The following is a 14,453-nucleotide window of genomic DNA, read 5'->3' on the forward strand; positions in this document are numbered from 1 at the left end:
TACTAACTGCTGACTTAGTTAGTCTAATCAGTCATATGTCATGACACTCTGGTCTAGTTGAACACTTAGTGGCGTTCATTTATTAACCATTAAACCGCGCAAACAATAAATGCCTGCGATCAGTCACAGGCATTTATTGTAGATGATGTGATTGCTGTTAAGCGGCTCTTAGTTAGGTAAGCTTGCTTGGTGGGATGAGATAAAAGCTGCCATCGCTTGTTCAGCGCGCTCTTGTGCCGATGCCCAAGTATCGGTATTGGTCATGGTTTCGACTATTTCGTAATAGCACTTAATTTTAGGTTCAGTGCCAGAGGGACGAACTATCACGCGTGCGCCATTTGCTAAAGCATAAATTAATACATCACTGCTGGGCAGATCAATGCTGTGTTTGCTGCCATCGGCGCAAGTACGCTGCAGGCTTTTTAAATCATCGTTAGACACCACAGCGAACTCACCAATGGTAAGTGGTGGGTTTTCACGTAAAAACTCACCAATATTGGGGGTGTCAGGCTTAAGCGCAATACTGACTTGGGCATTAAGATGAAACCCGTGTTGGCGATAAATCTGTTCTAATCTGTCCCAGATGGTTTGGCCATTGGCGGCAAGCTCTGCAGTGAGTTGCGCAAAGGCAACAATGGCCGATAAGCCATCTTTATCCCACACTAAGTTACCTATGGTATAACCGAGTGCTTCTTCATACGCGAATAAAAATTGGTTATCTTGTTGATGCTGACTAATACCGACGTTCATCAGCCATTTAAAACCTGTTAGCGTGGTGTAGCTTTGGGCACCGAACTCAGAGGCGATTTTAGACAATAGGCTTGATGACACTATGGTTGTGCCGTTGAGTTGTTGATTTTTAGGGGCGTGGCTGAGTAAGTAATGACCCAATAAAACCCCGACTTGATCGCCAGTTAGCATTTTATATTCACCATCTGCTGTGCGTACTGCAACAGCAAAGCGGTCTGCATCAGGATCATTGGCGCAAGCCAGAGTCGCTTTATGCTTTTTTGCCTCAGCAATCACTAAGTCCATGGCGCCTTTTTCTTCCGGGTTGGGGAAGTTAACTGTCGGAAAGTCACCATCAGGTTCACGTTGCGCGGCTACCGAATACACCTGAGTAAATCCAGCATCTTTTAACACAGTTTCAGCCATGTCGGCGCCCACACCATGCATTGCGGTATACGCTAAACTGACTTTATCTTGGCCATTGCGATATTGCAGCTCTTTGGCATCAAATATTCCCTGGCGATAGGCTTGGTAAAAATCGTCTTGCAACCAATTCAGCTTTTGTTGTGCAATGGCAACATCTAAGGCTAGAAACGGGATAGCTTGAGTGGCTGCACTAGTGATTTGGGCAGCAATTCCGCTGTCGTGGGGTGGAATAATCTGTGCGCCATTTTCCCAATAGACTTTATAGCCATTGTATTGTGGTGGGTTATGGCTGGCTGTTACCACAATACCTGCGGCAGCGTTAAGATGTTTTACCCCAAAAGCGACTAAAGGCGTGGCGGCAACTTTGTGAGTCAAGTACACGTTAATGCCCATGGCGGTTAGTACACTCGCCGCATCGTGGGCAAAATCATAAGAATCGTGGCGGCCATCGTAACCAATTACCACACCGCGCTCGGCAGCATTGTTAATCTGCTCGAGTAAGTAAGCACCCAAACCGGCAGTGGTTTGGCGAATCACTAAACGGTTCATCGCCATTGGCCCAACACCAACTTCACCTCGAAGCCCTGCAGTGCCAAAGGCTAAACGGCCTGCAAAGCGAGCGGCAAGTTCAGTTTCATTGTTTGAATCAATGAGTGCTTGCAGTTGCGCACGAGTTTTTGGGTCGGGGTCTTTGTTGAGCCAATGGTTTATTTGATGTTGAAGATGGGTATTCATGAATCACCTCATTGATAATCATTTTCAATAACAGTAGGAAAATCGCGCCACGAGAACAAGTGAATTCGTTACCAAATCAATAAAAATAACAATTTGTATTCATGATTTCTACGCTTAGTCTACATGCTTGAACGTAATCATTAGTCTATAAACAAACAGTTGCCGCTAAATATGAAACCTCTAAAGCAAGTATTACAACCTCTAAAGTGAATATACCAATCCATCGCGTTAAGCGTGCATTACAAGCAAGAGCATTGTCGCCTAGACAAGATACAAAAAAGGCTTGTGAGGGTTATCAACAAGCCTTTTTGTGACAGGATCAAAACCTATTTTGTTTCAGCAGCATAATTTTGTGGGAAAAAAGCACGTTTTGCGGCTTCATCAAATTCTGATTTAAATACAATATCTTTACCCATGTCTCTGGCTCGTGCAACGGCTGGACGATTGTTGATACTGTTAAACCAGCGTTGAACATTCGGGTAAGTAGCCAGTGCATCTTGACCTAATACATAGCCGATTTTATCAACCCAACCCCATGCAGCAATATCGACAATGCTCAATGCATCACCCACGATAAACTCACGGTTACTAAGATGTGCGTCAAGGACTTGGTAATGACGTTGAGTTTCACGTTGATAACGGTTTGTGGCGTAAGCTATTTTTTCAGGTGCATGATGGGTGAAATGTACACATTGACCAGAATAAGGTCCTAAACCAGTGGCGACAAACATTAACCAAGATAATAGCTCCCCTCGATTTTCAGGCACGCCAGTTAATTGACCTGTTTTGTCTGCAAGGTATAAAAGAATGGCACTTGAATCGAATACACGCACGCCATTATCTTCAATAGCGGGGGTTTTGCTGTTGGGGTTAATCGCTTTAAACTCCGCAGTATGTTGCTCACCTTTTAAGGTATCCACTGGCACAAGCTCAAACTCGAGAGCAGTTTCTTCAAGGAACAGCGCAATTTTCATTGGATTAGGGCCTGGATGGAAATAAAATTTAATCATGTGAACTCCTTCATAAGTAAGAAGTGTATTAAAACAGTTTTTGAACGAATGCTCAAATTAATTTGATCGATCGCTCAAAATTAATAGAAAGATGATAGGGTATTGTTATCATGTAATTAAATATACGGGAGAGCACTGTAAGTTGATTGCAGTGAAAGCTATGGCCTTTAAAGCCTGATTATCTTTTTAGGAGTTGTTTTAAGCAGTGTGTGACTGTTTTATCTAAAGTAGAGGCTATGACAGGGCGTTATTTCAGCTAGGTAATCAATAACGCGGCAGCACTAAAAACAATCCGATTGCTGACAAGTCAACAATCGCTATCATCTACTGTTGTAAGTCTTGGTATAACGAATGGTTATCGACACCTGTTTTTACTGATTCAGACTCGCCAACAAAGGCAATATTTTGCTGACTTTATCAAAACTTTCTTGGTACTCAGCGTCGGCATTTGAATCAGCGACAATGCCACCGCCAGCCCAACAGTAAATACGGTTATTTTCGGTGACTAAAGTGCGAATGGTAATACTGGTATCCATATTACCGTTTTGACTGATATAACCAATACTCCCACAATAGACATTTCGTCGTGATGGCTCTAACTCTTCAATGATTTCCATGGCGCGAATTTTTGGTGCGCCAGTAATTGAACCGCCAGGAAAGGCTGCTTGGAGTAAATCAAATGCATTTTTATCTTGTGCCAGTGTGGCACTTATGGTGCTGACCAAATGGTGCACAGCAGGGAAACTTTCAATTGCAAATAATGTCGGTACCTTAACCGAGCCGGGCGCCGCGACTTTGCTAATGTCATTGCGTAACAGATCAACAATCATCACATTTTCAGCACGATCTTTTTCGGATGCAAGTAATGCTGCTGCAGCTTGTTGATCCAAAAGCGGATCTTGATGGCGAGGTAACGTGCCTTTTATCGGTTTAGTTTCAATCTGCTGGTCGCTTAGTTTAATAAAGCGTTCTGGCGAAATAGACAGAATACAATGATGTTCAAGGCGTATAAACGCTGAAAAAGGGCCTTGATTCGCCGTGGATAATGCACAGTAAGCTTGCCATTCATTACCTTGATATTGCGCCTCAAATCGTTGGGTTAAATTGATTTGGTAACAATCACCGCTGAGTAAATACTCTTGAACACGTGCAAACTTATGTTGATATTGTTCAACGCTAATGTGATTAATCCATGGTGTGGTTAATTGAAAAGCAGGCAAGCTGGATGTCTGTTTTAGATTATGCTCCATTTTTGATTGAATTAAATTCAACTCATAATCAAGTGCGCCAAAGCCGTCATAATGGTATGCATACCAAGACTCTTCTGCGTAATCATATATCAGGGCGAAATCATAAAATCCAATATTCATATCATTAAGATGAATATCTTTAACTGCTATTTTAGGCAGGTTTTCAATATCTCGACCCAAATCATAACCCAATGCCCCAAGTGCACCGACACTAAAAGGATGCAGAGATCCTTGCGCACTGGGATAAAGACGAGCATGCAGTTGCGCTAATGTTTCAAATGGACTGGCTTGCTGATTGATGTCGATATTAAGCGCGATTATTTTTGGATGTTTAGGGTTAAATGAGCAAATTCCGTCATGGCTAGTTAAGGTCGCGATAGGATTAAACCCAATAATGTCGAAAGTGGCATCTTGGTGCGGCGCATTGGCGGAGTCGAGTAATGTCGCCCATGGCTGGTGGCTAAAAAGTGAAAATAGCGTCTTAGTGTCTATTTTCCAATCCAGTTTTTGCATAAAAAGTGCGTTTTTTGCCCGCGCAGACATCGATAACCCTTATCTAAAATGTGATGTAGCCCAAAAAGGATGGAAAGAGTATCATATTGGCCTTAATAGTTAATATTAAATCGATTCTAATAAAAACGATAACCATGTTAGGCCGCAATGGCTGCTGGAGCGCCCCATATGTCGACGAATACCACATCTCACTCTACAACTGAATCTTCAATGTCTAGTCAAGCGGTTGTGATTAAACAAGCGGACTTTATTGAAAGTATCGCAGATTCTTTGCAATACATTTCCTATTACCATCCCAAAGACTTTGTTGATGCAATGAACAAGGCTTATGAGCGTGAACAAAGCGCTGCGGCTAAAGATGCCATTGCTCAAATCTTGATTAACTCGCGTATGTCTGCTGAAGGTAAACGTCCTTTATGTCAAGACACCGGAATTGTGACTACCTTTGTTAAAATTGGTATGTCGGTTCAGTGGGACAAAACCGATATGACCGTTCAAGAAATGGTCGATGAAGGTGTTCGTCGTGCTTACACTAATCCAGATAATCCTTTACGTGCATCAATTGTGTCAGATCCTGCTGGCGCACGTAAAAACACTAAAGACAATACTCCGTCTGTGGTGCATATTGATATGGTTGCGGGCAACCAAGTTGAAGTGATGATTGCCGCTAAAGGTGGTGGCTCAGAGAATAAATCTAAAATGGCTATGCTTAACCCGTCTGATGACATTGCTGCTTGGGTTGAAAAAACCTTACCAACAATGGGCGCGGGTTGGTGTCCACCGGGTATGTTAGGCATAGGTATCGGTGGCACAGCCGAAAAAGCGGCTGTACTGGCAAAAGAGTCATTAATGGAATCGATTGATATCCATGAATTAATGCAACGTGGTGCGGTTACAACTGAAGAGAAGTTGCGTTTAGACATTTTTGAACGAGCAAACAATTTAGGTATTGGTGCACAAGGTTTAGGCGGTTTAACCACAGTGCTGGATGTTAAAATTAAGTCTGTACCGACCCATGCCGCTTCAAAACCTGTGGTGATGATCCCTAACTGCGCCGCAACGCGTCATGTTCATTTCCATTTAGATGGCACAGGTCCTGTGGATTTAGTGCCGCCATCGTTATCTGATTGGCCTGAGATCACTCGTGAAGCGGGTGAGAATACTCATCATGTGAATTTAGACACCATCACTCAAGCCGAAATTGAAACGTGGAAAAGTGGTGATACCTTACTACTCAACGGTAAAATGCTGACTGGCCGTGATGCTGCTCATAAACGCATTCAAACGTTACTTGAGTCTGGTGAAGGTTTACCTGAAGGCGTCGACTTTACGGGTAAATTTATTTATTACGTGGGCCCAGTTGATCCTGTCGGCAATGAAGTGGTCGGCCCAGCCGGTCCTACAACCGCCACTCGCATGGATAAGTTTACAGACATGATGTTAGACCAAACAGGCCTTATGGGCATGATTGGTAAGTCTGAACGCGGTCCTGAAACCGTTGCTTCGATTAAAAAGCACAAAGCGGTGTATCTAATGGCCGTTGGCGGCGCAGCATATCTAGTGTCTAAAGCGATCAAGAAGTCACGCGTGGTGGCATTTGAAGACTTAGGCATGGAAGCCATTTACGAGTTTGACGTACAAGATATGCCGGTAACGGTTGCGGTTGATACCAATGGTGTCAATGCACATGAAACCGGTCCGGCGATTTGGAAAATTAATATCGCGAACAGTAAAGCAACAAAGTAAGTGATAAACACGACTGTGCTTATGTTTAAGCCATATGTGTCAATGTGATCTAACGCTCGGGTTTACAGCTTTTTACAAAAGGCATGTTGCCTGAGCGTTTTGCTTTGGTTAGTCTGCAATACACATTTTATGATTACGCGTTAGTCGAGTTGTATCTAGCTCAACGCGCAGTCATGTTTTTATTTAAACAACTGAGACAAGATAACAATGAAAAAGTCTTCTGTATTATTTGCATTGGTAGCTGCTGGTTTGGCTACATCAGTTTATGCGGCAGAGCCCACCGCTTTTAACGTTCAACAATTAGTTAAGCTAAATAAGTTGCATTCGGCAGCCGTTTCAAATGATGGCAAAACCATGGTTTACGGCGTCAAAGTGGTTGATGATAAAGGCGAGGCTAACTCGGATCTTTACCTGCTCGATTTGAGCGATAAAAATGCTAAGCCAAAACAACTGACTTCTGCCGCCGGAACTGAGCATGATGTCAGTTTTTCGCCTGATGGAAAATCAATTTACTTTCTTGCTAGCCGCACTGGAAGCAGCCAATTGTATCAACTGGCGCTAAATGGTGGTGAAGCGATAGCGATTACTGATTTACCTTTAGACATTAATGGCTACAAATTGTCTAACGACGGCAAACAGCTTGTCATGACCCTGCGGGTATTTCCAGAGTGTAAAGACTTAGCCTGTTCAAAAGAGATGTTTACCGCAGAAGCTGAACGTAAAAGCACTGGACGGTTATATAAGCAGCTAATGGTCCGTCATTGGGATACATGGGAAGATCACGCGCGTAATCATTTATTTGTGGCTTCACTCGATGGTGAAAAAGTCACCACCGCGATTGATGTTACAGCCGGTCGCGATACTGAAACGCCGCCTAAGCCTTTTTCAGGCATGGAAGAAGTAACCTTTACCGCAGATGACAAATTCGTTGTTTATAGTGCTAAAGCGCCCAGTAACGATCAAGCATGGACCACCAACTATGATTTATGGCAAGTGCCAGTTGCGGGCGGTGAAACGGTTAATTTAACCCCAGACAACAAAGCCTGGGACTCACAACCAACATACTCAGCCGACGGCCGTTATCTGGCTTATTTAGCCATGACTAAGCCTGGTTATGAAGCTGATCGCAACCGCATTATGTTACGTGACAATGTCACTGGCCAAGAAAAAGAAGTCGCTCCATTATGGGATCGTAGCCCAAGTTCGATCAATTTCAGTGCCGATGGCCGTACGTTATATGTGACGGCTCAAGATCTTGGTCAAGTGACACTGTTTGAGGTCAATACCCAATTTGGCGATGTGCGTCCGATTTATAATCAAGGTAGTAACAGCTTAATTGCGGTCGCCAATAATAAATTGTTCTTCCAAAAATCGACATTAGTTGAACCAGGTGATGTATACAGTGTGACTTTAGAAGGTGAGCGATTGACTCAGCTGACTGATGTCAACAAAGACAAATTAGCCAATATTACCTTTGGGGAATTTGAACAGTTCAACTTTAAAGGTTGGAACGATGAAACCGTTCATGGCTACTGGATTAAACCAGTTAACTATGAAGAAGGTAAAAAATACCCGATTGCTTACCTCGTTCACGGCGGCCCACAAGGCTCATTTGGCAACAGTTTTAGTAGCCGCTGGAATGCGCAGCTATGGGCTGGTGCTGGATACGGTGTGGTGATGGTCGACTTCCATGGTTCTACCGGATATGGCCAAGCGTTTACTGACTCAATAGGTAAAGATTGGGGCGGTAAACCACTTGAAGATCTTAAAAAGGGTATGGCTGCCGTGACGACTCAGCAACCTTGGTTAGATGCGAGCAATGCATGTGCTCTCGGTGGTTCTTACGGTGGTTATATGATGAACTGGTTCCAAGGCAAGTGGAACGATGGTTTCAAGTGCTTAGTTGATCATGCCGGTTTGTTTGATATGCGTTCTATGTATTATGTCACTGAAGAATTATGGTTCCCTGAATATGAATTTGGTGGTCCATACGATCAAAACAAAGAGCTATATGAAAAGTTTAACCCAGCTAATTATGTTGAAAACTGGAAAACTCCGATGCTGGTTATTCACGGTGAAAAAGACTACCGCGTACCTTATGGCCAAGGCTTAGCCGCATTTACCTTGATGCAACGTAAAGGTATTCCATCTGAGCTACTGGTATTCCCGGATGAGAACCATTGGATCTTAAATCAAGATAATCTACAGCTATGGTACAAGAATGTGCTTGGCTGGATGGATCGTTGGACGGCTAAATAGGTTTTATACCTTATCTGCAATTTTAGACTTAGTCCTGTGTTGATATCAGCGACCTAGTCATTATACAGATGAGTATTAACGGTCAAATAAAAGAGATGTTGCCACTGGCAACATCTCTTTTTTGTTGTACGCTATTTTATGGCCTAATATCAGCGGTTATTGCAGGATTAACATGAAAGCATGAGTGGCTGGTTAATCTTGGTGTTGCGAGTGAATATTATCGCCTTAATAGCAAGGGATTTTATCGACGACAAACGAGTGCCTAAACATGAATGTTTTTCAGTTATCTAATTTGGCTCAATGTTAGTATTTTTCATCTTTTGCCAATATGCATATCAGTGGCGGGTTAGTATTTTTAGTACAGACAAGGTGATTCGCCAAAGCGGTTAGTAGATTAAAGCATCAGTTAGTGGCTAATGTGTGCAATATCGTGAAATAAAATTACTTAGCGCCTCATTTTTCGTGGATTATAATTAAACGGTTAAAGAGGTTAAATAGATATTCCATTAGTTTTTGTATTGTAAAATGGCCTATCAAATATAAAAAATTTCATTTGGGAAATGTCTGGGTTTCAGCTACATTAGCGCCCTCAGAATCGAGCTTTAAATCAGGTAATATTAAGAGGGTGCAGTCAGTGGATTTTATGCTTTATATCAAGTTCTTTTTAGGACTGTTAGCCATCATTAACCCAGTAGGGTTATTGCCTGTATTTGTGAGCTTAACCAGCCATCAAACTGAAGTTGAGCGCCGCCATACCAACCGAGTGGCTAACTTTGCTGTTGTGGTGATTTTATTAGTCACTATGATAGCCGGTCAGCATATTCTGAGTATGTTCAGTATTTCATTGTCTGCATTTCGTATTGCTGGTGGTAGCTTGATATGTATTATTGCGATGTCGATGCTGCAAGGTAAGATCAGTGAAGTAAAACGTAACCAAGAAGAAGATCGTGAGTCTTCTGGGATGGAATCTGTTGCTGTGGTGCCATTAGCGTTACCTTTGATGGCAGGTCCTGGCGCCATTAGCTCGGTGATTGTGTTTGCCGCAGAGCACAATAAGATGATTAACTTCGTTGGCATGTTCTTAACTATTGTGACCATAGGCCTTGTCAGCTGGGCTTTATTCCGTATGGCGCCAGTATTGTTTAAGTTACTCGGAAAAACCGGCATTAACGTTATTACCCGTTTAATGGGACTATTAATGTTGTCATTAGGCATTGAAGTCATTGCCGCAGGAGCTAAAGGCCTTTTCCCCACATTAATCGGTTAGTTCACTGATAAGTTGCTGAGCATTTGTGCAAACGCTTGATAGTCGGGTTTTTTAGCTTGACCCGCTATCGGCATTTGCGTAAAGTACGCCTCGATTAGCAATAATGCGACTAAGCTTGATGCAGTTTTGTATGTGAGAACTAATATATAGCCTCAATGTAATCAGATATTAAAGATTGGCTTTTTATCATATGACTTTGCTGTTATTGATAAAAATTCAGTCAAAAAATTGGTGAGCTGGCTGAGTGGCTGAAGGCGCACGCCTGGAAAGTGTGTTTAGGTTTATCCCTAACGAGAGTTCGAATCTCTCGCTCACCGCCATATTATGAAAAAAGACGTCTTCGGACGTCTTTTTTCATTTGTATTTTTAAATAAAACCACGACATTTGGGTGATGCTAGTTCTCTCCCTTGTCTACCATGCTATTTTATCGCATGCCTTATCGTTACTTGGTGTTAGCGCTTGTTATGCGCAGCCTCTATAATGCTTTATTCTTATTCTACTACTGAGACCCACTTTCATGCCTTTTTCGACACTTGGATTACGCGACACGATTGTCAATGCCCTACATGAAGTGGGATACAGTCAACCAACACCAATCCAACAACAAACTATTCCGGTTATTTTACGGGGTAAAAACCTGCTTGCGGCCGCGCAAACCGGTACCGGTAAAACCGCCAGTTTTGTGTTACCAATATTGGAGCGCTTAGCCGACAGTGAAATGCAGCGTAAAAAGCGTATTAGGGCATTAATTTTAACCCCAACACGTGAACTGGCTGTGCAAATACAAGCCAATATTGTGCATTATGCTAAGTTCTTACCGTTAACATCATTTGCGATTTACGGTGGTGTTGATGAAAAACCGCAAAAACAAGCATTAATCGAGGGTGTCGATATTCTGGTTGCAACCCCAGGACGTTTACTTGACTTATATACTCAACGTGCTGTGCACTTTGATGAAGTTGAAGTCTTGGTTCTGGATGAAGCAGATAGAATGCTCGACATGGGCTTTATTGAAGACATTAATAAAGTGATTGATAAGTTACCTTCTGAGCGCCAAAGTTTATTGTTCTCAGCCACCTTATCAAACCAAGTTCGTGCGTTAGCGAAAACGGCCATTAAGCGCCCAGTAGAAATTTCAGTGATTGCTGATCGCGATTCCGCACCAAAAATCGAACAGTGGTTAACAACGGTAGATAAAGATAAAAAATCTGCTTTATTAAGTCATTTAATTAAAACAGAAGAGTGGAACCAAGCGCTGATATTTATCGAAACTAAACAAGGTGCGGCCAAGTTGGTCAGTCAGCTCGAAAAACGTGACATTAGCGCTGAATGCATTCACGGTGGCAGAAGTCAGCCAGTGCGTGAGCAAATTCTAGCTGATTTTAAATCAGGTAACATTAAATACTTAGTGGCAACCGGCATTGCGGCCCGCGGTATAGATATTGATGATTTATCTCGTGTTATCAATTACGATTTACCTTTTCCTGCCGATGATTACATTCATCGTATTGGCCGAACGGGTCGCGCTGGAGCTGCTGGTGTGGCAATTTCTTTTGTGTCAAATGATGACTTTAAAAATCTGTGTATGATTGAAAGTCGTTTAGGGCATTTAATTGAACGCAAAGTCATCGAAGGTTTTGAACCAAAAAAACCGATCCCAATTTCGGTATTGAATTTTATGCCTAAGAGTCGTCAACATAAATCAACCCCCGATACTGACAGACCCACGCTTAGTTTAGGTAAGTCGAAAACGGCTCCAGCTGATTTTAGAAAAACCAAAACCACCAAAGCAGCGACAAGCACTAAAGGCGGTAAAGTGAATCCATGGAATATCTAACCTAGACTGAGTCAAAGGTTAATTCGTCTCTGATTAAAGCGGAATGTCTATTCCGCTTTTTTGTGTCGATGCTTTTTGTGTCGATAAAAAAGGCTAGGGGAGTCTGTCGACAGCACAAACCGAATGGCTATGGTTAACACTGCAAACTGCTTTTGCTGTCTAGGGTACGGTTTACCATCAAAACAGCCATGAGGCCTGGTAACATTGCCTTGATATGGCTAACCTCCAACGCTTTTGTTCAACCAATTAAGCTCGTTCAACTCATTAAGCTATAAGCGCCAATAAAATCTTTGAATTGCTTTGGGGCTTGTATGCTACTTTGTGCACCAAGTCCGCTGACTGTGGCATTGATAACGTCATTATTGTTGTTCCAGATAATATCGATGAGTAATTGTTGCTGTTAACGGCTATCTGCAATCACCAATCGTTGAGCATCATAGGTAATCTCATCTTAATAAGGTGCAACCTGAATACTCATAGCTTTCAGCATTAGTGGCCTTTGTGCCATTAAGATTTAGGTAATAGGGATAGTGGTCATGTTGAAGGTCTGCCATTGGCGATGGGCACGGCTGCAAAAATGTAACCAAATACCTTGTAGTCGGCCGTTATAGCATAGATAGCGTAAGATTTTATGTCACAAAAGATGTCTGCTTGCTGCAAATAAGTCACGAACATGATTAACTATTAATAATGCTAGCAAGATAATTTTCTCCAACTTGATCACATTAATCAAGCAAGTTATTACTCATAAAAATAGCACCCAAAAAGCGCTAAATGTAACATAATAAGATAAGTCATTTTGCACAAACAATAATAACAATTTAAGGGATAACAAATGAAAAAAGGTCTACTTCCTTTGGCGGTTTCTTTCGCTTTAGCCGCATTAGCGGGCTGTAGTGATAACTCAATGCAACAAAGTGATCCACAAAATAGCGTTAATGCGCAGGCTAGTACATCAGCAGAAAAATTAAATTTTAACCAATATTCACAAAGGTTTATCGATGAGCTGTGGCAATTGTCACCAACTTGGGCCTTGTATAGTGGTAAGCATGTTAATGATGGCTATTTGGATATCCCAAATCAAGCTAGCCGTGATAAAACATTGGCTTTTGTTAAGCAACAGCAAATGGCTATGGCTGAGTTTGATCCGCAATCCTTGTCAGCTAATGAGCTAATCGATTATAAACTGTTGAGTAATTTAGTTGATTCAATGCAGTGGGAAATTACTCGGTTTAAAGGTTGGCAGTGGGACCCATCAAATTACAATGTTGCCGGTGGATTTGCGCAAATTATTAATGAGGACTTTGCACCATTAGATGAACGCCTCACCTCAGTGATTGCCCGTCTTGAAAATGTACCTGCTTATTACGAAGCGGCACGAAATAACATTAGCGACCCAACTCTTGAACACACTCAACTTGCGATTATGCAAAACCAAGGGGCTTTTTCGGTATTGTCTGATGCATTAGTACAACAAGTTGCCGATTCTGGCTTAAGTACAGATCAAAAGGCCTTATTCACTCAGCGCTTTGATGCCGCAACAGCAGCCATTAAACAGCATATTGAGTGGTTAACTGCACTTGAAAGCAAATTGACTGAAAAGGGCGCCCGAGATTTTCGTATCGGTGAAACATTGTATGAAGAAAAATTCGCCTTTGATATTCAGTCTGGTATGACCGCAAAACAGTTGTACAACAAAGCGGTAGCAGATAAAAATCAAGTTCAGCAAGAAATGGCTAAGCTAACCGATACTCTTTGGTCAAAGTATATTGATACGCCAAAACCTGCCGATGAAAGACAAGCGATCCGTCAGCTCATCGATGTGCTATCTAGCAAACATGTTAAACGGGAAAATTTTGTTGCTGAAGTACGCAAACAAATTCCTGAGCTGATTCAATTTGTGAATGACAAGCAATTGGTAACACTTGATCCTAATATGCCATTGGTTGTTCGTGAAACCCCTGAGTATATGCGGGGTTTTGCTGGCGCATCTATCAGTGCCCCAGGGCCTTATGATCAAGGTGGTAACACTTATTATAATGTGACGCCACTTGATAATATGAGTGCCGAGTCTGCTGAAAGTTACTTACGTGAATACAATCATTGGATCTTACAAGTGCTTAATATCCATGAAGCGATCCCAGGGCATTACACCCAATTGGTGTATTCAAATCAGTCGCCGAGTTTAGTCAAAAGTCTATTTGGTAACGGTGCCATGATAGAAGGTTGGGCTGTCTATGCTGAACGCATGATGTTAGAAGAGGGCTATGGTAATTTTGAGCCAGAGATGTGGTTGATGTATTACAAGTGGAACTTACGCGTTATTTGTAACACTATTTTAGATTACAGTATTCAAGTCAACGGTATGGGCGAAGAGCAGGTGATTGATTTACTTGAAAATGAAGCCTTCCAGCAACGTGCTGAAGCTGAAGGCAAATGGCGCCGAGCAACATTAAGTCAAGTACAGCTAACCAGTTATTATGCTGGTTATCGTGAGATCTATGATTTCCGTGAACAGCTAAAAGCCAATCAAGGTGATGATTTTGATTTAAAACAGTTCCATGAACAGTTTTTAAGTTACGGCAGTGCTCCGGTTAAATTTATCAAGCAGTTGATGCTAGAAAAATAGCTTAGCTTCTGCTGATTAGTGTGGCAAACATCTCAAGGCCTGAATTTTCAG

8 protein-coding genes and 1 tRNA gene are annotated in these 14,453 nt (G+C 42.2%); 6 read left to right on the forward strand and 3 right to left on the reverse strand.

Annotation, left to right across the window (positions count from 1 at the left end; genetic code table 11):
- Positions 1–168 precede the first annotated feature (168 nt).
- The 3 genes from H5114_RS10225 to pabB form a co-directional block, all read right to left on the reverse strand.
- The gene (locus tag H5114_RS10225) at positions 169–1,890 is read right to left on the reverse strand and encodes a phospho-sugar mutase (RefSeq protein ID WP_182722845.1); all 1,722 of its coding nucleotides are present in this window, start codon (positions 1,888–1,890) and stop codon (positions 169–171) included.
- Between the two features lie 326 nt (positions 1,891–2,216).
- Positions 2,217–2,900, reverse strand: a complete 684-nt coding sequence (locus H5114_RS10230) for a glutathione S-transferase family protein (RefSeq protein WP_182697269.1) — start codon at positions 2,898–2,900, stop codon at positions 2,217–2,219.
- A 371-nt stretch (positions 2,901–3,271) separates the two neighbouring features.
- Complete coding sequence (gene pabB / locus H5114_RS10235; protein ID WP_182722846.1) at positions 3,272–4,693, reverse strand: aminodeoxychorismate synthase component I; 1,422 nt, start codon at positions 4,691–4,693, stop codon at positions 3,272–3,274.
- 180 nt (positions 4,694–4,873) lie between these two features.
- On the opposite strand from pabB, the gene H5114_RS10240 reads away from it, so the two are divergent.
- From H5114_RS10240 to H5114_RS10265, 6 genes are all read left to right on the forward strand, one after another.
- Positions 4,874–6,409 carry a fumarate hydratase gene (locus tag H5114_RS10240; RefSeq protein ID WP_124015022.1) on the forward strand — a complete coding sequence of 512 codons (1,536 nt, stop codon included), beginning with the start codon at positions 4,874–4,876 and terminating at the stop codon, positions 6,407–6,409.
- Between the two features lie 207 nt (positions 6,410–6,616).
- Positions 6,617–8,668, forward strand: a complete 2,052-nt coding sequence (locus H5114_RS10245) for a S9 family peptidase (RefSeq protein WP_182722847.1) — start codon at positions 6,617–6,619, stop codon at positions 8,666–8,668.
- 634 nt (positions 8,669–9,302) lie between these two features.
- Positions 9,303–9,935, forward strand: coding sequence for a YchE family NAAT transporter (locus tag H5114_RS10250; RefSeq protein ID WP_124014738.1), 633 nt, complete (start codon positions 9,303–9,305; stop codon positions 9,933–9,935).
- A gap of 230 nt (positions 9,936–10,165) precedes the next feature.
- Positions 10,166–10,255, forward strand: a tRNA-Ser gene (locus H5114_RS10255).
- Between the two features lie 198 nt (positions 10,256–10,453).
- Positions 10,454–11,773: a DEAD/DEAH box helicase gene (locus tag H5114_RS10260; protein ID WP_182722848.1), complete on the forward strand. Its 1,320-nt coding sequence runs from the start codon at positions 10,454–10,456 to the stop codon at positions 11,771–11,773.
- Positions 11,774–12,608: 835 nt separating this feature from the next.
- Positions 12,609–14,402: a DUF885 domain-containing protein gene (locus H5114_RS10265; protein WP_182722849.1), complete on the forward strand. Its 1,794-nt coding sequence runs from the start codon at positions 12,609–12,611 to the stop codon at positions 14,400–14,402.
- Positions 14,403–14,453 lie beyond the last annotated feature (51 nt).

It is taken from the genome of Shewanella sp. SR43-8, assembly GCF_014163775.1.
GTDB lineage: Bacteria > Pseudomonadota > Gammaproteobacteria > Enterobacterales > Shewanellaceae > Shewanella > Shewanella vesiculosa.

What these genes read in the sequence shown, in the direction of transcription:
- H5114_RS10260 (WP_182722848.1), top strand. Translation starts at nt 10,454, where the DNA reads ATGCCTTTTTCGACACTTGGATTACGCGACACGATTGTCAATGCCCTA.
- H5114_RS10240 (WP_124015022.1), top strand. Translation starts at nt 4,874, where the DNA reads ATGTCTAGTCAAGCGGTTGTGATTAAACAAGCGGACTTTATTGAAAGT.
- pabB (WP_182722846.1), bottom strand. Translation starts at nt 4,693, where the DNA reads ATGTCTGCGCGGGCAAAAAACGCACTTTTTATGCAAAAACTGGATTGG.
- H5114_RS10230 (WP_182697269.1), bottom strand. Translation starts at nt 2,900, where the DNA reads ATGATTAAATTTTATTTCCATCCAGGCCCTAATCCAATGAAAATTGCG.
- H5114_RS10225 (WP_182722845.1), bottom strand. Translation starts at nt 1,890, where the DNA reads ATGAATACCCATCTTCAACATCAAATAAACCATTGGCTCAACAAAGAC.
- H5114_RS10265 (WP_182722849.1), top strand. Translation starts at nt 12,609, where the DNA reads ATGAAAAAAGGTCTACTTCCTTTGGCGGTTTCTTTCGCTTTAGCCGCA.
- H5114_RS10245 (WP_182722847.1), top strand. Translation starts at nt 6,617, where the DNA reads ATGAAAAAGTCTTCTGTATTATTTGCATTGGTAGCTGCTGGTTTGGCT.